Source organism: Agathobaculum sp. LCP25S3_E8, assembly GCF_052117165.1.
In the GTDB taxonomy this organism is placed as follows: domain Bacteria; phylum Bacillota; class Clostridia; order Oscillospirales; family Butyricicoccaceae; genus Agathobaculum.
On sequence record NZ_JBQKJR010000035.1, the window covers coordinates 1 to 24,080 of the forward strand.

At 48.5% G+C, this 24,080-nt stretch carries 29 protein-coding genes; all 29 read left to right on the top strand.

Translation table 11 applies throughout. From position 1 onward, the window contains the following. The first annotated feature begins 456 nt into the window (after positions 1-456). Positions 457-840 carry a flagellar basal body rod protein FlgB gene (gene flgB, locus ACTQ34_RS11715; protein WP_441363983.1) on the top strand — a complete coding sequence of 128 codons (384 nt, stop codon included), beginning with the start codon at positions 457-459 and terminating at the stop codon, positions 838-840. An 18-nt stretch (positions 841-858) separates the two neighbouring features. Next, positions 859-1,326, top strand: coding sequence for a flagellar basal body rod protein FlgC (gene flgC / locus ACTQ34_RS11720; RefSeq protein ID WP_441363984.1), 468 nt, complete (start codon positions 859-861; stop codon positions 1,324-1,326). Between the two features lie 17 nt (positions 1,327-1,343). Further along, on the top strand, positions 1,344-1,658 hold the full coding sequence (locus tag ACTQ34_RS11725; RefSeq protein WP_441363985.1) for a flagellar hook-basal body complex protein FliE: 315 nt from the start codon (positions 1,344-1,346) through the stop codon (positions 1,656-1,658). Positions 1,659-1,713: 55 nt separating this feature from the next. After that, the gene (gene fliF, locus ACTQ34_RS11730) at positions 1,714-3,330 is read left to right on the top strand and encodes a flagellar basal-body MS-ring/collar protein FliF (RefSeq protein WP_441363986.1); all 1,617 of its coding nucleotides are present in this window, start codon (positions 1,714-1,716) and stop codon (positions 3,328-3,330) included. Next, positions 3,323-4,330: a flagellar motor switch protein FliG gene (gene fliG, locus ACTQ34_RS11735; RefSeq protein WP_441363987.1), complete on the top strand. Its 1,008-nt coding sequence runs from the start codon at positions 3,323-3,325 to the stop codon at positions 4,328-4,330. Before fliF ends, fliG begins: the two co-directional genes overlap by 8 nt. Positions 4,331-4,346: 16 nt before the next feature. Beyond that, positions 4,347-5,189, top strand: a complete 843-nt coding sequence (locus tag ACTQ34_RS11740) for a FliH/SctL family protein (protein ID WP_441363988.1) — start codon at positions 4,347-4,349, stop codon at positions 5,187-5,189. A gap of 20 nt (positions 5,190-5,209) precedes the next feature. Next, positions 5,210-6,511 carry a flagellar protein export ATPase FliI gene (gene fliI, locus ACTQ34_RS11745; protein ID WP_373163145.1) on the top strand — a complete coding sequence of 434 codons (1,302 nt, stop codon included), beginning with the start codon at positions 5,210-5,212 and terminating at the stop codon, positions 6,509-6,511. 37 nt (positions 6,512-6,548) lie between these two features. Next, positions 6,549-7,004: a flagellar export protein FliJ gene (fliJ, locus tag ACTQ34_RS11750; RefSeq protein WP_441363989.1), complete on the top strand. Its 456-nt coding sequence runs from the start codon at positions 6,549-6,551 to the stop codon at positions 7,002-7,004. A 71-nt stretch (positions 7,005-7,075) separates the two neighbouring features. Then, positions 7,076-8,212, top strand: coding sequence for a flagellar hook-length control protein FliK (locus ACTQ34_RS11755; protein ID WP_441363990.1), 1,137 nt, complete (start codon positions 7,076-7,078; stop codon positions 8,210-8,212). 23 nt (positions 8,213-8,235) lie between these two features. Beyond that, the gene (locus ACTQ34_RS11760; RefSeq protein WP_441363991.1) at positions 8,236-8,805 is read left to right on the top strand and encodes a flagellar hook capping FlgD N-terminal domain-containing protein; all 570 of its coding nucleotides are present in this window, start codon (positions 8,236-8,238) and stop codon (positions 8,803-8,805) included. Then, the gene (locus ACTQ34_RS11765) at positions 8,802-9,191 is read left to right on the top strand and encodes a TIGR02530 family flagellar biosynthesis protein (RefSeq protein ID WP_441363992.1); all 390 of its coding nucleotides are present in this window, start codon (positions 8,802-8,804) and stop codon (positions 9,189-9,191) included. The genes ACTQ34_RS11760 and ACTQ34_RS11765 overlap by 4 nt, the downstream gene beginning before the upstream one ends. Before the next feature lie 92 nt (positions 9,192-9,283). Continuing rightward, the gene (locus ACTQ34_RS11770; protein WP_441363993.1) at positions 9,284-10,381 is read left to right on the top strand and encodes a flagellar hook-basal body complex protein; all 1,098 of its coding nucleotides are present in this window, start codon (positions 9,284-9,286) and stop codon (positions 10,379-10,381) included. 104 nt (positions 10,382-10,485) lie between these two features. Continuing rightward, complete coding sequence (locus ACTQ34_RS11775; RefSeq protein ID WP_441364014.1) at positions 10,486-10,707, top strand: flagellar FlbD family protein; 222 nt, start codon at positions 10,486-10,488, stop codon at positions 10,705-10,707. A 68-nt stretch (positions 10,708-10,775) separates the two neighbouring features. Beyond that, positions 10,776-11,624, top strand: a complete 849-nt coding sequence (locus tag ACTQ34_RS11780) for a motility protein A (protein WP_441363994.1) — start codon at positions 10,776-10,778, stop codon at positions 11,622-11,624. A gap of 39 nt (positions 11,625-11,663) precedes the next feature. Beyond that, entirely contained in the window at positions 11,664-12,437 is a 774-nt protein-coding gene (locus tag ACTQ34_RS11785; RefSeq protein ID WP_441363995.1) for an OmpA/MotB family protein, read from the top strand. A gap of 27 nt (positions 12,438-12,464) precedes the next feature. Continuing rightward, positions 12,465-13,496, top strand: coding sequence for a flagellar motor switch protein FliM (locus ACTQ34_RS11790; RefSeq protein WP_441363996.1), 1,032 nt, complete (start codon positions 12,465-12,467; stop codon positions 13,494-13,496). A gap of 2 nt (positions 13,497-13,498) precedes the next feature. Next, positions 13,499-14,860 carry a flagellar motor switch phosphatase FliY gene (gene fliY, locus ACTQ34_RS11795; RefSeq protein ID WP_441363997.1) on the top strand — a complete coding sequence of 454 codons (1,362 nt, stop codon included), beginning with the start codon at positions 13,499-13,501 and terminating at the stop codon, positions 14,858-14,860. 54 nt (positions 14,861-14,914) lie between these two features. Then, positions 14,915-15,280 carry a response regulator gene (locus tag ACTQ34_RS11800; protein WP_297275120.1) on the top strand — a complete coding sequence of 122 codons (366 nt, stop codon included), beginning with the start codon at positions 14,915-14,917 and terminating at the stop codon, positions 15,278-15,280. A 4-nt stretch (positions 15,281-15,284) separates the two neighbouring features. Beyond that, the gene (fliO, locus tag ACTQ34_RS11805) at positions 15,285-15,644 is read left to right on the top strand and encodes a flagellar biosynthetic protein FliO (RefSeq protein ID WP_441363998.1); all 360 of its coding nucleotides are present in this window, start codon (positions 15,285-15,287) and stop codon (positions 15,642-15,644) included. 15 nt (positions 15,645-15,659) lie between these two features. Next, positions 15,660-16,325 (top strand): flagellar type III secretion system pore protein FliP, encoded by a 666-nt coding sequence (fliP, locus tag ACTQ34_RS11810; RefSeq protein ID WP_441363999.1) that lies wholly within the window; start codon positions 15,660-15,662, stop codon positions 16,323-16,325. Between the two features lie 21 nt (positions 16,326-16,346). Continuing rightward, positions 16,347-16,607, top strand: a complete 261-nt coding sequence (gene fliQ / locus ACTQ34_RS11815) for a flagellar biosynthesis protein FliQ (RefSeq protein WP_297282503.1) — start codon at positions 16,347-16,349, stop codon at positions 16,605-16,607. 22 nt (positions 16,608-16,629) lie between these two features. Continuing rightward, the gene (locus ACTQ34_RS11820; RefSeq protein WP_373163131.1) at positions 16,630-17,406 is read left to right on the top strand and encodes a flagellar biosynthetic protein FliR; all 777 of its coding nucleotides are present in this window, start codon (positions 16,630-16,632) and stop codon (positions 17,404-17,406) included. 25 nt (positions 17,407-17,431) lie between these two features. Then, entirely contained in the window at positions 17,432-18,508 is a 1,077-nt protein-coding gene (gene flhB / locus ACTQ34_RS11825; RefSeq protein ID WP_441364000.1) for a flagellar biosynthesis protein FlhB, read from the top strand. Positions 18,509-18,538: 30 nt separating this feature from the next. Then, positions 18,539-20,614: a flagellar biosynthesis protein FlhA gene (gene flhA / locus ACTQ34_RS11830; protein ID WP_441364001.1), complete on the top strand. Its 2,076-nt coding sequence runs from the start codon at positions 18,539-18,541 to the stop codon at positions 20,612-20,614. A gap of 58 nt (positions 20,615-20,672) precedes the next feature. Continuing rightward, positions 20,673-21,428, top strand: a complete 756-nt coding sequence (locus ACTQ34_RS11835; RefSeq protein WP_441364015.1) for a sigma-70 family RNA polymerase sigma factor — start codon at positions 20,673-20,675, stop codon at positions 21,426-21,428. Positions 21,429-21,447: 19 nt separating this feature from the next. Then, positions 21,448-22,203 carry a flagellar hook-basal body protein gene (locus tag ACTQ34_RS11840; protein WP_441364002.1) on the top strand — a complete coding sequence of 252 codons (756 nt, stop codon included), beginning with the start codon at positions 21,448-21,450 and terminating at the stop codon, positions 22,201-22,203. Between the two features lie 22 nt (positions 22,204-22,225). Next, positions 22,226-22,945, top strand: a complete 720-nt coding sequence (locus ACTQ34_RS11845) for a flagellar hook-basal body protein (protein ID WP_441364003.1) — start codon at positions 22,226-22,228, stop codon at positions 22,943-22,945. Positions 22,946-22,962: 17 nt separating this feature from the next. Continuing rightward, entirely contained in the window at positions 22,963-23,583 is a 621-nt protein-coding gene (locus ACTQ34_RS11850; protein WP_441364004.1) for a chemotaxis protein CheC, read from the top strand. Further along, positions 23,580-24,059 (top strand): chemotaxis protein CheD, encoded by a 480-nt coding sequence (locus ACTQ34_RS11855; protein WP_441364005.1) that lies wholly within the window; start codon positions 23,580-23,582, stop codon positions 24,057-24,059. Before ACTQ34_RS11850 ends, ACTQ34_RS11855 begins: the two co-directional genes overlap by 4 nt. Positions 24,060-24,080: the final 21 nt, after the last annotated feature.

Consider the following 24,080-nt stretch of genomic DNA (forward strand, 5'->3'; position numbering starts at 1 on the left):
TTCACCCGCTATGATAAGCTCGACTCCTCATTCCTTGCCTTCGTTTACATTGGCGCTATCGCCATTTTGTTGAAATGATGCAATACTCTGCAATTTTTAAAACAAGGCCTAATGTCGAATCCGTTTTTCTTTTGGAAAATCAATAGATTAGAGCCACATGTTAGTATATTGCAATATATTGAAAAATATATTATGCTGCATACTTTTGACAAAATTAACAAATGATTATTGGTTATTACAACCCCGGGAATGAAAATATAAGCAAATTGCTCGGAATATTCCATCTTATATACCAAAAATGCGTAAATTAGCTTAAAATCTCTTTTATTATGTAATATGCCAAGTGATGCAGCAAATTGATGTCGAAAGTGGTTGAAAAAGTCAACAATCTATAGTACAATATATATATAAATCTTTAGATTGGAACAATTACGCTGATACAGGAGGTCCGGTAAAATGAATTCAATAACCAACAATGCTCTTTTAATGATGGAGCGTTCTATGGACTTCTTATGGACAAAGCAGACGGCGATTTTGGATAATCTCGCTAATGTGGAGACACCGAATTACAAAACCAAATATGTTACCTTTGAGGAAACATTCCGGTCGCGGTTACAGGCTGCGTCGAACGGCAGTGCATCAGATATGAGGGATGCATTGGAGAATACTCAAGCTACAATACATGTTGCAGACAATGAAACCGCCCGCATGGACGGTAATGGTGTGGATGCGACGGAGCAGAGTATTGAGTTGGCCAGAAACGCTCTGCAGCAGCAGCATGTAATGAATGCGATCTCTACGGATCTTTCGCTGATTCGTACCGCTATCCGCGGACAGTAAAGGAAGGGGAAATTGGTTATGGCTTTTCTAAGCTCGATGAATATTACCGGTTCTGCATTGACAGCACAGCAGCTTCGGTTAGATGTCGTTTCAGAAAATGTTGCAAATATCAATACCACACGCGTAGAAGGGGGAGAAGGCCCCTATCAACGTAAAATGGTGGTGATGGAAGCAGATGGAGGAAGGGATACATTTCGCCAAGTGCTCGCACAAGCTGCGGGTGATGTTCCCGCGCAAACTTACAATTTGTCACAAACGGGCGGTGTCCGTGTCACGCAGATCGTGGAGGATACCAGCCCTTTTAAGTTGCAGTATGATCCGAGTCATCCGGATGCAAATGCGGATGGATATGTTGAAATGCCAAATGTGGATCTGGTTAAGGAAATTACGGATGCTATGGCGGCAACACAGGCGTATTCTGCCAATGTCACGGCATTTAATACCTTAAAAACGGTTGCCACACGCGCACTAGATATTGGTAAATAAATAAGGAGGCAAATACAATGGCGGCAATTGGTTCGATACAGCCCTTGTGGGATTCGATTTCTCTGGATAAAACAGCTTCAAAGGATAATACAGCTTCTTCGCAAAACGGTTTTCCGGTGTTTGCAGATGTGTTCCAGAATGCGATTAATGATGTAAAGCAAACCGATGCAGAGTATAATCAGGCACAGTACTTACTCGCAACCGGTCAATTGGATAACCCGGCAATTGCAACGATTGCCGGTACGAAAGCGCAGCTTTCTGTCCAGTTGCTTGCAGAATTGAGGAACAAAGCATTGGATGCCTATAGTGAAATTTCGCGCATGAGCATATAATGCAACTGCGAACCCTCCAGGATGAGGGAAACTCTGGGATGAGGCGGATAAGATAGTGAAAGAGAAATTTCAGAGCGGCCTAAAAAAGGTTAAAGACTTATATGTTGGGGAACACAAGTCCAAGTATATTAAAATTACCGTGGTCGCATTGATCGTGGTTATAGCTGTTTCCGTTGCTCTTGCATTGGTTTTGAACAATCGGCCGTATGAAACGCTGGTCACCGGACTGACAACCGATGAAGCGTCAGCGATTGTCGGTAAGTTGGATGAATATGGTGCAACAGATTATAAAATAGAGGGTGACACGATCAAGGTACCGGAGGCAGAGGTTGCTAATTTACAGGCCAAACTGCTGGTGGACGGGTATCCCAAGAGCGGCTTCTTGTACGGTACTTATCTGGATAACGTCGGCATGATGTCGAGCGAATCCGATCGGGAAACCTTGAAGAATTATGAACTGCAGGATCGTATGGCTGCGGTTATCCGGAACTTTTCGGGTGTTAAGAATGCAGTCGTGGATATTTCTCCTGGTTCAGATCAGCGCTATGTGCTGGACAGTGATAATGCAACGCCTGCAACTGCTGCTGTTTTTGTTGAGATGCAGGATGGCGGGGCTTTGCCGGACAGTTATGTCGATGCAATCGGTAACTTTGTTGCGCATAGTGTGCAAGGCTTGGATTTTGAAAGCGTAACGATTACGGACTCCATCGGCAACAGCTATACGCCGGGGAGTACGGATACTTCGACAGCATCCGCATCGGACCTGAAGTTGCGCCTGGAGAATCAGGTCAATAACCGTGTTCGCAATGAAGTATTGCAAGCACTTAGTCCGATTTACGGCACGGACAATGTGCGTGTCAGCGTAACCAGTACGGTAGACGTCAGCCACCGCGTACAGGAGACAACCGAGTACACCACGCCGGAAGGGGCACCGGATGGCGAGGGTATCATCGGACACCGTGAGTACGATCAGGAGCTGGTACGCGGTGAGGACGCGGCAAACGGCGGTACGGTTGGCACACCGACCAATGCCGATATTCCGACTTATATGGAGTCGCAGAATGTCGTAAACGGCAATGAGCAGTATCTGAAAAACAGTGGTACGGAGGACATGAATGTCAATACCACTACCCAGCAGAGTGAGCAGAATTTTGGTGTTGTAACTGATGTGATGATCGCGGTTACCATCAATCAGGATACTGCCGGTAATGTGGGTACCGCACAGCTCATCAGTCATATTGCGCGTGCGGCTGGTATTTCGACGGATCAGCAAGCGGATAAAATCAATGTGTTGGTGGCACCGTTCTACAATCCGGATGCAAACAATACAACCGCGCCGCTCCTTTCGGGTCTGCAGATTCCCAAATGGGCGCTGTATGTTGGTGCAGGCGTATTTGGACTGCTGCTGTTGCTGATTGTCTTGCTGATAATTCGTTCGAAGCGTCGCAAGAAGGCGCAAGAATTGTTGCTGGCGCAGCAGGCTGAGGAACTTGCAGCACAAGAGGCCGCAGCTGCTGAGCAGGCACAGGAGCAGATTGACAATGTTCTGGAGATTAAGAACGAGAAGAGTATGGAATTGAAGCAGGAGATTCGCAAGTTTACGGAGGAGAATCCGGAAATTGCGGCCCAGATGATTCGTACATGGCTGAGAGGGGAGGGTGCAAATGGCTGAGCAAGAGTTGACGCCCGCACAAAAAGCGGCAACCGTGATTGTTGCCATTGGCACAGAAAAGGCATCCCGGATTTATCAGTACATGAATTCGGATGAGCTGGAGCAGCTGACCATTGAAGTTGCAAAGCTCGGTTATATTGATCCGGAGCAAACGGAGCAAATACTGGAAGACTTTTATCAAATGTGCCTGACCAACAAGGCTATTACCGAGGGCGGCATGGAATATGCCCGTTCGGTACTGCAAAAGGCTTTTGGCGATCAGGCAGCGGAGCAGCTGTTGAGCAAGGTCACCAAGGCACTGAGCAATCGTTCTTTCTCGTTCCTCAACAAGACGGATGCGAAAACTTTGCTGTCCACGCTGCAGCATGAGCGCGCGCAGACGATCGCGCTGGTGCTGTCATATGTGGACCCTGATAAGGCAGCTGCGGTTTTGGAGGAGTTGCCGCCTAAAAAGAAGCTGCGCGTAGTAAAGAGTATTGCACGTATGGAGAGTGCATCGCCGACGGCAGTAAAGATGATCGAGGACGAGCTGCAGAAGAAGTTCTCCAGCCTGATTGTTACGGAGAATGTACAGATTGGCGGTCTGGATCATATCGCTGCAATTATGAACAATTTGGAGCGTTCGAGCGAAAAGGCTATTTTCGACGGCTTGGAGGAGAACGACGGTACGCTGGCCGAAGAGATCCGCAAGCGTATGTTCGTATTCGAGGATATCGTACATATGGACGATCGTTCTGTGCAGCGTTTTGTCCGCGATTGCGATATGCGCGATATTGTTCTGGCACTCAAGGGCGCAAACAAGGATGTTGCCAACAAGCTGTTTACCAATATGTCTACGCGTATGCGTCAGAATATCGAAGAGGACCTCGAAATTACTACCAATGTTCGTATTCGTGATGTGGAAGAGGCACAGCAGCGTATTGTTGGTATCATTCGTGATCTGGAAGAACGCAATGAAATCATTATTCTGAAGGGCGGAAAGGATGAGATCATTGCCTAGTATTCTGAAGTATTTCATGAAACCGAAGGCTGAAGAATACGAGCTGCCGGATGAGGAACAGTTAGTAAGTCAGCTGGAGGAAATGATCCGCCTCAAAGAAAACGTTCCCAGTGACGATGCGGCGGATGAAAAACCTGCAGAGCAAGCTAAGGAGGCTCATGCCGCCAAGGCGGAAGAGCAGGAACAAGAAATACAGGAGCCGGCAGGCGGCAGCTTTGAACAGGCGCTGTCGCTGGCACAGGCACAGGCAGATGAATTAATCCGTAATGCACGGGCACAGGCAGAGCATATTATAGAAGAGGCCAAACAGGCTGCCGAAGCGGAAGTGGCACGAATTCACCAGCAGGCATCCGAGGAAGGCTACAATCAGGGTTATGTGGAAGGTCAGCGCAAAGGCGAGGAAGAAGCCTCTGCCGCAACGCGCAAAGCGGCACAGGAATCTGTGGAGGCGGTGCAGCGCTTTCTGACACAGGCAAATAATATGCGTGACGAAAAAATTGATAAACTCAGCGGCGAGCTTTTGGATGTCGCTGTAGCCGTTGCGGAAAAGGTGATCCACGTCAGCTTGAAAAGCAGCGAGGAGATCATCAAACGCATGATTATTGCAGCGACAGAAAAAATGAAGCGTCGCGAATGGGTGCAGATATATGTTGCAGATTGTGATGTGAAGGGGGTCGCGCAAAGCGATCCGTCCCTAACAGCGGCATTGTCCAGCTTATCCGATCACATCAAAATCGTACCCATGCGGGATGCCGAAACAGGAACCTGTATTGTGGAAATGCCGGATGAGATCATTGATGCAAGCGCGTCAACGCAGCTTGAAAATATTCGTTCGGTCATCCATGAGAACTTTTCATAGCCTGTTCGGGGAGAAAACCTATGTTTGAGCAAGTCATTCAACAAATTAAAGACGGCGATATGTTGAGCCGTACCGGCAAAATCGAGAACATCGTTGGTATGTCAATCGAAGCGTCGGGTGGTCGCGGGGCGATCGGCGATATTTGCCGTATCTACTCTGCGGAGTCAAACAGTCAGGTGTTGGCTGAAGTGGTCGGTTTCAAGAGCGACCGCATGCTGCTGATGCCGTATCAGAATATGAATGGACTTGCACCCGGCAGCTTCGTTCGCAATACCGGACGTCGGCTGCGTTTGCAGGTAGGAGATTTCCTGCGCGGTAGAATCATCAATGCCATGGGAAAGCCCATTGATGGACTGGAACCTTTTCCGGAAGGAGACAGCTACTATGTGGACAGCCCATATATTAACCCGTTAACGCGTCCGCCGATTCGGGAGCGTGTGGATTTCGGTGTGCGTGCCATTGATTCCACGCTGACGATTGGCAAGGGACAGCGTATCGGTATCTTTGCTGGATCGGGCGTCGGTAAATCGACGCTGATGGGCATGATTGCAAAGAATGTAAAAACCGACATCAACGTGATTGCGCTGGTTGGCGAACGTGGACGTGAGGTGCTCGAATTCGTCCAAAAGGATTTGGGCGAGGAAGGTATGCGTCGTTCAGTACTGGTGGTTGCAACTTCTGACCAGCCTGCCATGTTGCGCATGAAATGTCCGTCGGTTGCGACGGCCATTGCGGAGTATTTTCGGGATCAGGGCAAAGATGTTCTGCTGATGATGGACTCTCTGACGCGTTTTGCCATGGCGCAGCGTGAAATCGGCCTTGCAGTCGGTGAACCGCCAGTGGCACGCGGCTATACGCCGTCTATTTACGCAGAGCTTCCCAAATTACTGGAGCGAAGCGGCAATTTTGAACGCGGTTCCATCACTGGTGTTTACACCGTGCTGGTAGAGGGTGACGATACCAACGAACCCATTGCCGATACTGTCCGCGGTATTCTGGATGGTCATATCGTTTTGTCTCGTAAACTGGCTAACGCAAACCATTTCCCGGCGATTGATGTTTCGGCGAGTATTTCCCGTTTGATGGTTGAGATTGTTTCTCCCAAACACAGAGAGCTGGCCAGTAAATTGCGTGATATCCTGAGCGTTTACGAAAAAAACGAGGATTTGTTATCCATCGGTGCTTATAAGGCAGGAACAAACCCGCGACTGGACTATGCGATTTCCAAAATTGATCAGATCAACGCGTTTTTGATGCAGGGAATTAATGAATCTTTCAGTTATGATGAAAGCCTGCATCAGTTGGAGTCGATTTTACAGTGATTCGTAAGGGAATACGAAAGAAAAGGGGATGATTCCAATGAAGAAGTTTCGTTTTTCCATGGAGACGGTGTTGCATTATCGAGAGCAGCTTCTGGATACGCTTCGCATTGAGCATGCGGCCGCGATTGCGCGTGTGCGTGAACAGGAGGCGGTTGTCGCAGCATTGCAGCAGCGGTTTGATGAAGTCAACGAAGAATATCGAGACAGAAAGCAGCAGGGGATGACGATTGCAGACGCAGTTGGATATGACCTGATGCTGCGCGTGCAGGAGAAAGAAATCGAAAAAGCACGGGAGACACTTGCTTTGCGTAAAAGAGAAGAAGAAAGCAAGCGGAATGAAGTAATTCATGCCAAAACAGATAAGGCGACGATTGAAAAACTCAAAGAGAAAAAGTGGAAGCTTTATCAAAAATCCGTGCAGAAGAGCGAAGAGCAGTTTATTGATGAGTTTGTATCCAATGCCCGTGTGATGGCAGGCGCGGCTGTCCATTAAGTGGATACTGCGGGCGTTGTTGTTCATGCCGCGCCTGTCTTTATTCTCAGGTGAAAGGAGGTGAGAGAGGAATGAATATGGAGCAGATCAACATGATGATGCAGTTGATGATGCAGCAAGGTCAGGTGTCTGGTTCGGGTGCAGGCAAGGATTCGAATGGAGATTCTTTTCAGGATATGATGTCGCAAAAGCAAGAAGCGGTATCGTCTAACAAAACCAACTCGAATAACCAGCAGACGCAGTCCAAGCCGACTCAGAATGACAAGGTGCAGCAGACCGAGCAAACTCCGCAGGAGAATGTTACGGAAGTATCGGATGATGTGCGGCAGGCATTGACGGCTATGTTGTTCCAGCCGTATGTAGTGCAGGATGTTGCGGTGCAGCAGCCAGCGCAGGAGAATGTGGATAATATGATGGTATCCGCTATGCCCACGGTGGATGCAGCTGTTACACAGACTGTGCAGACGGCAGTTGCAGCAGAAACGACGGTTCCTGTATTACAGCAGGAGACTGCGCAGCCGACAGTACAGGTTCCGCAGCAGATGGCGGCTGAGCAGGCACAGCCCACTTCTGAGGTTGTTGTACCGCAGGAGGGCGTGCAGCAGCAAGGGTTGCAAGATGCAGCATCGCATACCGAGCAGCAGCCGACTGCAGATACTGCAGCCGGACAGAAGCTGGTGGAAGCGAACCAGCAGGACGATCAGCCTGTTGTTATGACGCAGCAGGAACAGCCTTTGTTCCGTGATGTGGAGACGGTACCGGTTAAGGTGGGTGATGCTACGCCGACAGTGGATGTCAATGCGCCTGATATGGAAAAGCAGCTTGCAGATACCATTAAGGCGAATCTGAGCACTGTAGGCGATAAGGTTCAAATTCAGCTGCAACCGGAGAATCTCGGTCGCATTACGATTGAGTTAGCGCAGCATGGCAGCAAGCTTGGGCTTGTGATTTATGCGGATAGCGCAAAGACTACTTTGCTGTTGGCGCAGCATGCGGGCAATCTGGGTGCGTTGCTGGAAGACCGTACCGGTCAAACGGTTCACATTCAGGTGCAACAGCAGGAGCCGGAGCAGCCGCAGTATGATGGTCACAATCAGCAGAACCGGCAGCAGCAGGAACAGCAATCCCATCCGCAGCAGAGCAAGGCGGAGCAGGACAGCTTTTTGGGGCAGCTGCGCTTAGGCCTTTATCAACTGGATACGATTTGATGGAAAGGAAGTGAGAACATACAATGAGTGATTTATTTACCCCCACGATAGCTAGAACTTCTAATCAGAGTACGTATTCTACCAATACGCAGACTACGAAGACCTCAAGTTCAGATACGGACAATAACGTTGGCTATTTGAAGGACAGCAGCGCGGATAATCTGACGCTGACAATGGAGGATTTCCTTCAGCTGATGATTGTGCAGTTCCAGAATCAGGATATTGATAATCCGGCTTCCACGAGCGATATGATGAATCAGTTGATTTCGATGTCGACGATTCAGGCTATGGCTACCATGACGGATGCGGCTACGATGTCCTATGCGGCTTCACTGGTTGGCAAAACGGTTACGATCGGCGAATATACCAGCGCCAGCGGATTGAAGGAAATTGTAGGCGAAGTGACAGGTACAGGAACGTATAACGGCGAGCAGGTTATTTTTGTGAATGGCAAATCATATGCTCTCAGCTCCATTATGGCAGTTGGTGAGTTGCCGCCGACAGAGGAAACACCATCGGAAGGAACGGATGGAACCGAAGGAACCGGAGGTTCTGATACGACGGGATCCGGTGAGGACGGCGATAAGATATGATCGACCGAATTAGTGGCAGCAGTTCGCTTGGCCAGCAGGTGCAGCAGACGATGCAAGCCTCAACGGGTACGTTTGGTGATCTGCTTCGGCAGCGTATGGAGCAGCTTGGTACGGAACAGCAGACAACGCCGACCGTGGAATTCTCCAAGCATGCACAGCAGCGCGCAGAGGAGCGGGGCATTGAAATGACCGACGATCTGATGAGCCAGCTTGCGTATTCTGTCGGTAAAGCGCAGGAAAAAGGTGCCAAAAATATTTTGGTGCTGGATGCAGGACGTGCATTTATCGTGAATGTGCCGCAAAACAGAGTGATTACAGCTATTTCACAAGATGAGATGCGTGACAATGTATTTACCAATATAGACGGTGCTGTTCTTCTCAAGTAAGAAAGCAGGTCCTTTTTAGGGTGCTTTGGAAGCCTGTCCGTATGACCGGTTTCCGACTGCGCCGTATGAATTGGAAGGAGCAAATAAAACTTATGACAGGTTCTATGTACGCTGCAATTGCGGGTTTGCAGACCCACATGCAGAAAATGAATGTAATTGGCAACAATATCGCTAATGCCAATACATATGGTTTTAAGCCGGGCGTTACTTCGTTCAGTGAGTCCATGTATACTTCGATCAGCAACAGTACGGCGGGCGGAAACCAATATGGCGGTACCAACGCATCGCAGATCGGTTACGGCTCTCAGGTTGCCTCGATTGATCTGAATATGACCGGTGGTACCTATGCACCGACCGGCATTAATTCTCATCTGTATCTGGATGGCAATGGCTTCTTTATGGTTGGCCCGAAGCCGGATCCGGCGATTGGTTATGAGCCGGATCCGAACAATCTGACTCTCAAACGAGTTGGCAATTTCGGTTTGGATAAAGACGGCTATCTGGTTGATAGTAACGGCTATTGTGTTTACGGTTTTATGCCGCAGGGTGATGCGGATGGTACCATGGCTGAAAATGCTGATGGTAGTGTGAAGTGGGATACCTGCCTGCGTCCGATTCGGTTACCAGTTATGGCACCGGCAAGCGATACCACTACGGGTATTAAAGAAGGCGGTGCGCTGTATCCTGAGATTGCAGCTGACACAAATGCGCAAACTTATCCCACGGATATTGGTGGCACTGCTGTTGATGAGGGTAAGCGTGTTAATGTACAGAGCGTTAACCTGAGTGTCGATCAGAATGGTGTTATTACTGCGGTAACGCAGGATAATGTTGCGGTCACCGTCGGCATCATTCCGATTGGCAGCGTCGTTAACCCCAATGGTCTTACTAAACTGAGTGATGGCTACTATCAGGCGGGCAATAACGCAGGCGATGTTGTTGTTGGTACCTGCGGCGGGGCTGTGACGGGTGATTTGAATAATAATACAAATGATACGAATCCCGATCGGATCACCTTGACGGGTGCAGGCGATACGCAGATTTTGTCCGGTGGCTTGGAATCCTCCAAGACGGATATCGCAACGGAATTTGCTGATTTGATTACAACGCAGCGCGGTTTTCAGGCCAATACCAAAATTATCACTGTTACAGATGAAATGTTGTCCGATTTGGTCAGCATGAAGCGGTAATTGTTCTCTTTGAAGAGTTATATCACGTAAAGACAGGCGGCCGGGGGGCGTGTGTTACGCTCCCCGAGTCCTAAAATCTTTTGAAGTGGGGAAAGGTGAATGACATGATCCGGCTGACTAAATTAAACAGGGAACCATTTTTGCTAAACCATATGCAGATTGAAACAATTGAGATGATTCCTGAAACCAAAATCATTATGATGAATCATGATTATTACATTGTAAGGGAAACGCCGGAGGCGGTGGTTCGCCAGATTGAAAACTACACCGCAAGAGTGCGGGATATTTACCGTGAAATCTCGATCTCCGATAAACGCGGAGACTGAATATAGATAGAACTGCATTCTGACAACTCGTCTTTTAGACGGATTCAGATTGGGGGACATGTAAGACAATGAATTTAACATTTATTTTGGGTATTGTCGGTGGATTTATTCTGCTGATAATCGGTATGTCACTTGGTAGTGGAGAAGGCGCTGTTTTAGGCCTCTTTCAGTTTGGGCAGTTAGCGAACTTTGCTGATGCAGCCAGTGTTTTCATCGTATTGGGTGGCACGTTGGCAACCATTATCGCGGGTCATCCCGGAAAGATGCTTGCAAAGTTTCCAAAGCATTTGGGAATTATTTTTAACCAAAAAAAATTCAACCCAACGGCAGTGATTGACGAGGTTGTTGAATTTGCGCAGATCGCCCGTAAAAACGGCCTGCTGGCGTTGGAAGAACGTGCAAATCAGTTGGAAGACCCGTTTTTCAAAAAAAGCATTATGCTGATCGTCGACGGCAACGATTCCGATAAGGTGCGGGATATGCTGACGAGCGATATTGAGCAGCTGAGCACGCGCCACGATGATGTTGCATCCATGTATGAAAAGGCATCCGCCGCTGCGCCGGCCTTTGGTATGGTTGGTACGCTGATCGGTCTGATTAACATGCTGGTTAATATGGATCCGGAAAATGGTTCTTCCAGCATTGGTAAGGATATGGGTACTGCATTGATTACCACCTTTTATGGTGTTATTTTGGCCAACCTTATATTCAACCCGATTGCCAACAACCTGCGTACTCGCGATGAGGAAGAATGCCTTTGCAGACAGTTGATTGTTGAAGGTGTTATGGCGATTCAGTCCGGTGAAAATCCGAAGTTCATTCGCGAAAAGCTGGAGGGTTATCTGGAGCAGAATGCGACAGGTGGCGGTTCTGAGAAGAAAAAAGGACGCGGGGGCCGAGGAAAAGAATCGGAATAAGCGTCCAGCTTCAGTAGCAAGAGAAAGGAAGTCGCAGATGTGAAAAGACGGAGAAAGGGTGGGGGCGGAGCTAACTGGCAGGATACATATGGCGATATGGTCACGCTGCTTCTCTGCTTTTTCGTTCTGCTGTATAGTATGTCCACCATCAATGAAACAAAATGGGCTATGATTGTGCAAAGCTTTAAGCGTGAAACTACATCGGAAACAATGGGTACGCCCGGTCAGGGAACTGGTCAGGAGAATGATGAAAAGGATGCCGACCAGATTTCGCAGCAGGACGTGACGGCGGCACTCAATCAAATTGCAATGGCGCTCAATGAATACAGTGATAAGAATAATCTGCAGCAGCAGATGTCGATCACTCAAGGTGCAGACTATGTATTTATTACGTTCCGCGATGCAGTATTTTTTGAAGGTGACAGCTATGTGTTGTTGGATTCGGGAAAGCGTATGCTCGATGAGGTGGCAAACGCAATTGCACCGCAGAGCGATCTGATTGATGAGATGCGCGTGATGGGTCATACCTCACAGGGCGATCCATCAAAACCCAATAATCCTACAGTGGACCGCTTTCTTTCCTCCAACCGTGCAGCAACGGTAACGGTATATCTGCAGGAAAAAAATGTGATTGATCCGGATAAGTTGGTCAGTGTCGGATATGGACAGTGGCGTCCGATTGCCGGCTTTGATACCGATGCAGAGCGAGCCAAAAACCGCCGTGTAGAGATTATGATTACCGGCATGAATCCGGACAGTGCGGAAACCAGCGTGGAAAAGTATTTTACGATACGCGAAGGCGGAGCCGAGTAGAGTTAAGAGTAAAAGGATTTGTTATGAATGTCTGAAGTTTTATCACAAAGTCAGATCGACGCCTTGCTTGCTGCCGCTCGAAACGGTGACATGGACATGACAACGACCGAAAAGGATAATTCTGAGGAAAAGAAGTATCCAAAATACGATTTCTATAGCCCGAAAAAATTCACGCGGGATCGCTTGAAGATGATCAGCAGTATTTTTGAAAGCTATGTGCGTATTTTATCCTCTCGGCTGAATGCGTTGTTGCATATGTCGTGCGAGTTAGAGGTTGATTCGGTAGAAGAACAACGATATTTTGAATTTTCAAACGCCTTATCAGAGCGAGACGTATTAACGCTGGCAGAGGATTCGTTTGATGATACGGCGGAAAAGGAACCGATTCTCTTTCATATTACGACAGGCATCATGTTGAGTATGCTTGACCGTTTGCTCGGTGGAGATGGAGAAACCGAGGGAGAAGTGAGTTCGGACTATCAGTATACGGACATTGAATTGCGTCTGTATACGGACCTCATGAATAATTTGATTGACAGCCTGTCCAGTGCGTGGAAGAATTATATCGATCTTAATTTTAAATTCCAGAGGGTTGAGGTTAACCCTACATTGGTACAGTTAATCGGATTGGAAGAGGCTGTCGTCATTGTTGGCATCACGATTCGTACTCCGGTGAGTAGAGGACGCTTTAGCATTGTTCTGCCGGGTACCATGATCAGTGATGTGTTCGGCTTGATGAACCGGGAAACGGCAAGCATCAGGCAGACGAATCAACATGATAGCGAAGAGATTATGGATTACTTGCGTGGTTCAGATTTGGAGATTACAGCGGAATTTCAGCATACCACCCTACGGATGGAGGATATATACCATCTGCATGTTGGTGATGTAATCTTTCTGGATCAGCCAAAAGATTCAAAAATCTTTTTGAATATTGGTGGAAAGCGATGGTTCGACGGCAAGATGGGTGTATTTCAAAAGAATAAAGCGGTGCGGATAGATAAAACTTACGTGCTATCCGACATGGAAAATATGCAGGATGAAGGAGAGAGGCAGTAAGAATGGGATCGAATGTATTTAGCCCAATGGCGATTGATGCGATTGGGGAAATCTTTAATATCAGTCTAGGCTCCTCTGCGACTGCGGTTTCCAATATGCTCGCACGTCGTGTTGATATCACGACGCCAACGGTGAGCGTAGTATCTGCAAAGGATTTTACGCTCGGTGATTTGCAGCCGGCTATTGGTGTAAAAATTGATTATGTAGCAGGACTCAGCGGCAGTAATATTATGTTGCTTAAGCGGAGTGATGTGCGGGCAATCGTTGATATCCTCATGGGCAGCACGACAAAGGACGAGGACTTTGAAATCAATGAGCTGAACATGAGCGCAATTTGCGAAGTCATGAATCAGATGATGGGTGCTGCGTCTACCGCAATGTCTGATTTTCTGAACAGAATGGTCAACATTTCAACACCGCAGGCGTTTGAAATCGGCAGCCTAGAGGAATTTGTTGAAAAGTATTTCCCGTCAAATGGCATTCTGGTTGTCGTTCGCTTTAAGTTCAGCATTGAAGATGCGGTGGAAAGCGAATTCATGAGTGCACTCAGTATGGATTTGGTACGAGAGCTGTTAAAAGGCTTTGGTATCGAAGACGAGGACGTTGGCATGGGGGCTGAGCCGGAACCCGAGCCCGCTGCACAGCCTGCCGCAGCAGCCGAACCGGAGTCGTCCGGTGGTAGCGGTGCTTCTCTGAGTCAGGAAGAGATTGAAAAGCTGATGGCACAGAACTTTGCGGAAGAGCAGGCAGCGCAGCAAAATGCATCACCTCAGCCTGCTGCATCGGCAGAGCAGCCTGCACAGCCGCAGGTTGCTGCAACCCCGGCACCACAGCAACCTGTGGCTGCAGCCCCTGCGCAGCAGACACCGGTACAGCAGCCTGTGGCGCAAGCGCAGCAAGGCGTTCCGCAGGCGATGCCGCAGATATCCCCGGAGATGCAGCAGCAATATGCTGCAATGCCATATCCGCCGTATGGAATGCAGATGCCGTATCCGCCTTATTATATGCCGCCGCAGCAGCAGGCGGCTCCGGAGCCGAAAACCATTAAAACAACCAAGCCGGCTATGCCGAAATTCGAAGAACACGCAACCAGCTTGAACGAAGAGCAAGAGGGCAATCTGGATCTGCTGATGTCTGTTCCGGTTGATGTTGCGGTTGAAATCGGTCGGACACGTCGGCGTGTGAAGGATATCTTGAATTATACCAAGGGTTCGCTGGTAGTGCTGGACCGGTTGGCTGGTGACAGAGCGGATCTGTACGTCAATGGTAAGTGTATTGCCAAGGGGGATATCGTCGTTGTGGATGATAACTTTGGATTGCGCATTGCCGAAATTATCGAGCCTCTTGCGTTAGAAGACCTTTAATAAGCAATAATAATTCATATATTATTTTGAAAAACGAAAAGGATGGGATGAACCATGGCAAAGATTTTGTTAGTAGATGATGCAGCATTCATGCGAATGATGGTAAAAAACACGCTTAATGAAAATGGCTATACGGATACATACGAAGCCAGCGACGGCGCGGAAGCAGTCAATAAGTATGCGGAAATTCAGCCGGATCTGGTTATTATGGATATCACGATGCCTAATATGGACGGCCTGGAGGCATTGAAGGCGATTCGCAAGGCGGATCCCAATGCGTCGGTTGTGATGTGCTCCGCAATGGGTCAGGAAGCAATGGTTATCGAAGCCATTAAATCTGGTGCAAAGGATTTTATTGTAAAGCCGTTTAAGCCGGACCGCATCATCAAGACGGTGAGCTCTATCGTAGGACAGCCGTAAAAGGATGAACTGGCTTTCCTTAATTGGCATGTGCCTGTGCGTTGCGGTGATTTTATATCTGGCGTATTGGTTTACACGCCGCATCTCCATGGGCAATCTTGGCGGGACCATGACATCGGGCGGTCACATGCGCCTCTACGATCGACTTCCGTTGGGACAAAACAAAGCGGTGGTCGTGGCACGTGTCGGGCTGCGTTGGCTTGTGCTTGGTGTTTCAGATGATCAAATTACGTTGCTCACCGAATTGTCTGAGGAAGAATCGCGTATCTGGAGACAGACAAAACAGGTGAGCAGCGAAGCTGCCGTGCCGAAGTTTTCTGATATTATTTCGGATGTGCTGCGCAAAAAAAATGACAGGAAGTAGGAAGGAGAGTGTTTCATGCCGGATAGCCTGATCAATGTAAACGGCGACAGTGTACAAACACTGGAAATACTTTTCCTGACTACTGTCATTGCACTGTTGCCGTCCATGCTGATCATGATGACTTCGTTTACGAGAATCATCATTTCGCTTTCTTTTTTGCGGACGGCCATGGGAACATCGCAGAACCCACCCAATATGGTACTGATCGGCATTGCATTGTTTCTGACGCTGTTTATCATGAATCCAGTACTGACGCAGATCCAGCAGACGGCATATGAGCCGTACACAAGGCAGGAAATCACGCAGGAGGAAGCAATTGACCGAGCATCGGTTCCTCTGAAGGAGTTCATGCTGCGGAATACAGAGAGTTCGTCGCTGACCTTGTTCTGTGATTTAGCCGGTGTGGACGAGCCAGCGACAGATGAGGAGGCCATGGAGCTTTCCATGCGCGTCATTATTCCGTCGTATATGACCAGCGAACTGAAAGCGGCATTTCAGATCGGCTTTTTCCTATATATTCCGTTCATGCTGATTGATATTGTGGTTTCTTCGACTCTGATGAGTATGGGTATGATTATGTTGCCGCCGGCAATGATATCCATGCCGTTTAAACTGTTGCTGTTTATCACGGTGGATGGCTGGCAGCTTTTGTTCTCTACGCTGGCGCAGGGCTTCCGATAGTACGTGGGAGGAGGTTGAGCGTTGGATCAGAACCAGATTATCGATATTCTACGGGAGGGGATATGGGTTGCGCTCAAAATTGGCGGACCAATGCTGATTGCCAGTATGGCAGTTGGTGTTCTGGTGGCAATTTTTCAGGCGGCAACGCAGATTCACGAACAAACGCTGTCTTTTATTCCGAAGCTTTTGTTAATCATCGCGTTTCTCCTCCTTGCAGGCAGTTGGATGCTGAATACGATGCAGGATTTTACAAGGATGATATTCACCCAAATGATTGCTTAGAAGGAAGGGGACAGCGAGCACGATGATTGATGATGCACAACTGACGCTGTTCCTTTTTATTCTCATGCGCATGACTGGGTTTATGGTTTTTAACCCGTTGCTGGGAGGTCGATCCGGTGTTCCGGGGTTGGTGAAGGCAGGGGCAAGTTTAATGCTTGCCGTGGCGGTATATTCCTTAACGGATTTACCATTACCGACTGTGCCGACAACGGTGGTTGAGTTTGCCGTCCGGTCATTGCTCGAACTTGCTTTGGGGTATTTGGTTGCCGTATTGGTCCACTTCTTTTTTTATGTTGTTCTACAGGCTGGACAGATGATTGATGCGCAGATGGGCATGAATATGTCGGAGACATATGATCCCTCGATGGGAACCAATGTCTCTATGACGGGTACGCTGCTCAATATCATGATGGCATTGCTGTTTTTTGTGGCGGGGGGACATATTACCCTGTTGCGTATTCTGCTGAACTCCGGACAGGTAATTCCTTATGGGGCTGTGTCGTTTGGCACGTCGGCATCCACTTATGTGCTGGAAATGTTTGCATCCTGTGCCGTTCTGGCAATGAAGTTGTGTTTACCGATTCTTGCGGCTGAACTGATTGGCCAGCTGGGAATGGGTATTTTGATGAAAGTGATTCCTCAAATTAATGTTTTCGCAATCAATTTTGAGCTGAAAATTATATTAGGTTTGGCTATGGTGATTTTGCTTTTGCCGCTTATGGGCGAATTTGTCCTTGGGTTGGAAAAACAGATGCTGGTCGCTATTGAGCAGGCTGTGAAAGTGGTTGCGGGAGGTTAGATAGGCCCAAAGGGGGGAACCAAGCATGCCGGGCGGAGCGGACGAAAAAACAGAAAAAGCCACACCAAAAAAGCGACGTGACGAACGAAAAAAAGGTAACGTCATGATGAGTCAGGATGTCGTGGCGGTGGCAACACTGTTTGCAAGCTATGCTGCGCTGCGGTTTGGACTCTCGTTGATGGTGGATGCAATGACGGGAATTGTCCGCTATTGTATCGGCTTGGTTGGCAGCGTACCGACCGGCGGCGCGAGCGCCATTGGGACTGAACTGAGCACCAAATCGATTATGGCGTTGGCGCAGTCGGTTGCTATTCCGTTGCTGGCGACGGTTCTGGCGGCTGTGGTTGCGACCTTTGCACAAACCAGGCTGCTGGTTTCTTTTGAATCCATGAAGCCAAAATTCAGCCGACTGAATCCTTTGCAGGGAATTAAACGGCTGTTTTCATTAAAAAGCATCATTGAATCGCTCAAGGGTGTGCTGAAGATCACGATCCTTTTGATTTTGATCTATAGGTTTGTCAGCGGATCGCTTCTGATTTTTTCGCGCTATATGAGCAGCGATATCGGCGTTGCGTTGACCTCGATGCGCGACTTGGGCTTTAAGCTGATTTTAGAAGTTGGCGTCGCATTTTTGGTCCTTTCTTTCTTCGATTATTTATATCAATGGTGGGAATTTGAGCGTCAGCTCAAAATGTCCAAGCAGGAAATCAAGGAAGAATATAAACAGACCGAAGGCGATCCGAAGATCAAGGGCAAAATTAAAGAAGCACAGCGCAAGATGGCGCAGTCCCGTATGATGCAGGCTGTTCCGGGCGCGGATGTTGTCATCCGTAACCCGACCCACTTTGCGGTCGCGCTCAGGTATAAGCCGGGGCAGGATGCCGCGCCGGTCGTGGTGGCCAAGGGGCAGGACGAGGTGGCGCTGCGTATTGTTGCAGTGGCAGAGGAGAATGGCGTGTCCGTGGTGGAAAATAGACCGCTGGCGCGTGCATTATATGCAGCTGTAGAGATTGGACAGTTAATTCCGGCCGAACAATATGGTCCGGTTGCTGAAATTTTGGTTTATGTTTACAAACTCAATAAGCGGAGTTTTCCGCAATAATTTTGAAACTGGTATAGAAATGGTGGAGTTATGAAACGACTTTTTGACAACGTGATATCGGTGTTTGTCGTGGTCATCGTACTGTTCCTGTTGATCCCTCTTCCGCCGTTTCTGTTGGACGTATTTTTTATCATCAATATCTCTCTGGCGCTGATTATTCTGTTGATTACCATGAATATTCACGAGCCGCTGGAGTTTTCGATTTTTCCATCGCTGCTGTTGATTACTACATTGTTCCGATTGGGACTGAACGTATCTTCGACCCGTCTCATTCTTTCCAATGGCGGTCAGGCAGGACAGGTTATCAAGGTATTCGGTGAATTTGTTATTCAAGGCAATGTGGTCATCGGTGTCATCATCTTCTTGATTATCGTTTTGATGCAGTTCATCGTTATCACCAAGGGTGCGGAACGCGTTGCTGAGGTAGCAGCTCGCTTTACGCTTGATTCTATGCCTGGCAAGCAGATGGCCATCGATGCGGATTTGTCGTCTGGCCTGATCAATGAGCAGGAAGCCAAGCTGAGACGATACAAGGTGCAGCGCGAAGCAGACTTTTACGGCGCAATGGACGGTGCAACCAAGATCGTCAAGGGCGACGCGATCATGTCTATCATCATCACGTCGATAAATTTTATCGCAGGTTCGATCATTGGTATTGTTCAGTCCGGCATGGACCTGAGCGAAGTACTGAGCGTTTATTCGATTGCAACGATTGGTGACGGTCTGGTTTCCCAGCTGCCGGCACTGATGATTTCTACGGCGACCGGTATGATTGTTACCCGTGCGGTTTCCGAGGGCAGCTTGAATAACGACGTTATCAAGCAGTTCCTTGCGCAGCCGCAGTCTCTGATGATTGCCGGTTTGATTCTGGCCGTATTTGCAATTTTTCCCGGCACGCCCCATATTCAGTTGATTCTGATTGCCGCAGCGCTGATTCTCATCAGCCGTCGTGTGGCGCATCAAATGGAGGCGCTGCAGAAAGAGAAGGAAGCATTGCCTGCTGCGCAGGAGGCCGCCCGAAAACAGGCGGAAGCGCAGCAAAGCGAAATGGACTACTACAAGGACGTTAACAATATTTATTCACTGATTAACGTCGAACCGATAGAGATGGAATTTGGCTATAGCCTGATTCCGTTGGTGGATGAGTCACGCGGCGGTAAACTCATCAGCCGAATCGTCATTTTTCGCCGGCAGTATGCGCAGGATATGGGCTTTGTGGTGCCTTCCATCCGACTGCGTGATGCCTCGATGCTGGGTACCAACCAATATGTCATCAAGATTAAGGGCGAAGAAGTGGCCCGCGGTGAAATTTTGCTGGATTATTACCTTGCGTTGGAGCCTGCCAATCCGGCGGGTGAAATTGATGGCATCGAAACCATTGAACCCGCGTATGGCATTCCTTCCCGGTGGATTTTGCCGGAAAACAAGGAAATGGCCGAGATTTATGGATATACGGTTATTGATCCGTTGTCTGTTATGCTGACGCACTTGTCTGAAACAGTGAAAAAGCACACCTATGAACTGCTCAATCGTGCGGAAACCATTCAGCTGGTGGAAAACCTCAAGCGTTCGGCACCGCAGCTGGTGGAAGAAGCTTTCCCCAATGTGGTATCCTATGCCATGCTTGAGAAAATTCTTTGCAATCTGCTGAAGGAAGGCATCCCGATTAAGGATATGGGGACGATTGTAGAGACCACAGTCGACGCATTGGCAATTACGCACGACGTCGATCTGATTACAGAAAGTGTGCGTGCGCAGCTCAAGCGGACCATTACGCACCGCTTCTGCGAGGACGGACGTCTCAGTGTCATCACGCTGGATGCGGAGGTGGAGAAAAAGATTGTTGCCAGCCTGACCAAAAACGATCAGGGTGTATATCTTGCGCTGGGACCGGATTTGATGCAGAAACTGCTTTCGCAGCTGAACGAGCATATCAAAAAATTCTCAGAGCTGTCGCAAAAGCCGATTTTGCTCACTAGCCATATTATCCGTATCTATTTGAGCAGACTGCTTGAGCAATTTTATCCGGATCTTACCGTACTGTCCTTTAATGAGGTGATTACGAGCGTACAGATACAGGCACTGGGCAACATCACACTTTCGTAACGATATGAATTAAAGTGAGGGGGGAAACGCCTTGGAATCACAAGAGAGATGGGAGAATATGACGAATGAGGCGCTTCTCACAGAATATAAGCAAAGCGGAGATCCAGAACTGAAAAAAATCCTCGTGATGCGGTATTCCTATCTTGTAAAAAATGTAGCATTAAAGCTGCGAGGGGTTTATTTAAGCTTCGCGCAGGTCGATGATATGATTAATGAGGGAATTATCCTGCTGATGGGTGCGCTGGATAAATTTGACTTAAGTCAAAACGTTAAGTTTGAAACTTATGTTTCCAAACGGTTGCGCGGCATGATTATTGACTTAGCCCGTCGTCAGGATTGGCTTCCTCGTTCGGTTCGCAAGCGTATGCGTGAGATTGATACGGCAAACAGCGAATTATTTACCCAACTTGGGCGTGTGCCGACCGATAAGGAGATTGCAGAGCACATGGGTCTGAGCGAGACCCGTTATCAGGAGGAACTGGCCAAGACTGCACTATGTAACGTGTTGTCGCTTGATATGCTTTTGGATGAACGGGACTCGGATGTTCCGGCCAAGCATTTGCCGCAGTCCGATGTTGATGCACAGCCTGAGGAGAATTATCAGAAAAAAGAGCTGTATGCAGAACTGAAGCGCAGTATCAGTGAGCTGCGTGAAAAGGAACAACTGGTCTTGTCCCTGTATTATCAGAAATCCTTTCAGATGAAGGAAATTGCGCAGGTGCTCGGCGTAAGCGAACCGCGTATATCACAGATACATTCCAATGCGATCCGCAAATTGCGAATCTCAATGCAAAAATATATATACGGTACATAAAGCAGAGGAGATTGAGGATATGTTTAAAGGGTTCTATGATTTAAGTTCCGCTATGCTGACACAGACCAGAAATCTGGATGTTGTGGGCAATAATATGAGTAATACGGCGACGGTGGGCTATAAGGCTGACCGGTATGCAGACACGACTTTTGATGAAGTGATGCGCAGCCAGATTGGCAACAAGCAAAAGAATCCGCAGGAGCTTGGCACGACAACCAGCTACATCACCGCATTGGATGAGGTATACACCGACCATTCTCAGGGGGCTTTGCAATCCACGGGACTACCCTTGGATTTTGGCCTGGAAGGGAATGGCTATTTTGCCATTCAGACGGATGCAGGACGGGTATATACCCGTAATGGGTCATTTATGCTGGATGATCAGGGGTATTTGGCTTTGGCCGGACAAGGTAGAGTGCTCGATCGCAACGGACAGCAGATTTATCTGGGAACGGATAAGATCAATGCCACGTCTGACGGCACGATTTCTACCGAGGCCGGTCAGGTTTTGGGCCAGCTTGGCGTTTTTACTTTTGCTAATCCGGCACAAGATCTGCAGAAGACGGGTGATGGCATGTTTACCGCAACCGGGCAGCCGCAGCTGGCAACCGACACGGTGGTGCATCATGAGATGATCGAACGTGCAAACACCGATCTGGTGCAGCAAATGACGGAAATGATTACTTGCCAGCGTGCGCTGCAAAGCGCGTCACAGCTGAGCAAGATGTACGATCAGATCATGTCTAAAGTAGCGACCGAGTTGGGCCGCGTATAATGGGGGAAAGGAGTCAATCCAGATGAACCAATCTTTCTATGCTGCGGCTGTTGCAGCATCACAGCAGCAGCAAAGGCTGAATGTTACGGCGAACAATTTGGCCAACGTTAATACGGTTGGCTTCAAATCGGAACAAGCTAATTTTTCTGATTTGTTGTATCGCAATTGGACAGGGCCGGATAACGCGCAGCTTCCTCGCGGTTCGGGCAGCCGGATGATCCAAACGACGACCGATTTTGCAGAGGGCGCATTGATGGATCGACAGGGCGGTCAGAATTATGCCATTAACGGCAGCGGTTTTTTTGCATTGCGCAATCCGCAAACCGGGGAAATCAGTTATACTCGCGCAGGTAATTTCCATTGGGGCAGTGTTGTACAAGGTGGGCAGGAAACCTTTTACCTTTGTGATCCCGACGGATATTTCGTACTGGATCAAAACCAGCAGCCCATTGCCTTGGGGCAGGATGCGGAAGGCGATTATCCGGTGGGTATATTTGATTTTGCCAACACGGATAATATGCAGCATCTGGGCAGCAACCGTTTTGCGCCGGTGGCAAAGAATGGTCCGGTGATGCCGGGAACGGGCACAGCGATCCACGGTATGCTGGAAGCGTCAAATTCGGATGTCGGTACGGAATTTGCAAAAGTGATTGAGGCACAACGTTCGTTCTCTTATGCGCTGAAGATGGTTCAGACGCAGGACGAAATCGAGTCTACAATCAATGGCCTGCGAAACGGTTAAAGGAAGTGTGGTAGTTAGTGTTAAAAAAATATGAGGAGATGAATTCCCTACAAATTGATGCGCTGCGTGAAATTGGCAGCATCGGCACAGGCAATGCGGCCACAGCGCTGTCGAGCATGTTGGGAATTGAAGTGCGTATTCCGCTGCCGGAGGTTCAAATTCTGGAATTTAACGCTGCGGTGGAAAAGCTGGGCGGATTTGAAACGATTGCTGCGGGAATCATTTCGGATTTACGCGGTGAGATCAACGGTCTGATGCTGGCATTATTCCAGCTGGATGCAATCAACTTGCTGCTTGGGCGAACCTTGGGTAAGCAAATCAAAGATTACAGCGAATTGACGGAAATTGAAAATTCCGCTGTTATTGAGATTGGTAATATTCTGATTTCTTCGTTTATCAATGCTTTGTCCGGCCTGTCGGGTGTCCGCATTACACCTTCTGTGCCGCAATTGTCAATTGACATGCAGGGGGCAATTATTACAGTGCCGATGGCGGCATATGGAAACCAGTCGGATTATATTATGCTGATTGGAGGAAGCTTTTTGGTGGAAGGAAAAGAGGTGCCGTGCAGGTTGCTGCTCGCACCCGATGTGCGGTCCCTGAACTATCTGTTGAATAAATTGGGGATATGTGAATGAATAAGCTGACTATTGGCATTGCAGATATGAAGATGGCCAAAAACGAAGGGGTGTTAATCACCTATGCGTTGGGGTCGTGCATCGGCATCTGTCTTTACGATCCTTTCATTCGTTTAGGCGCGCTCGTACATATCATGCTGCCGATCAATATGGAGACAAATCGAACTTCTCCGCTGAAGTATGCGGACACAGGTATCCGCCTGACGTTGAGCAAAATGGAGCAGATGGGAGCACGGCGCGCCCGTATCGTGGCAAAGATTGCGGGCGGCGCAAAGATGTTTGATGTTGCCGGTAATGGCAGCCTGGGTAATATCGGACAGCGCAACATCGACAGTGTGCATCATGTGTTGCAGCAGGAGCGTATTCGGCTCTTGCGGGAGGATGTTGGCGGGTCGACCGCACGCACCTTGTTGTTTGACGTTGCAACAGGAGAGGGCTGTATTAAAATATATGGCAAGGCGGAGCGTATTCTTTGATAGCGACTGAGAAGGAGTGAG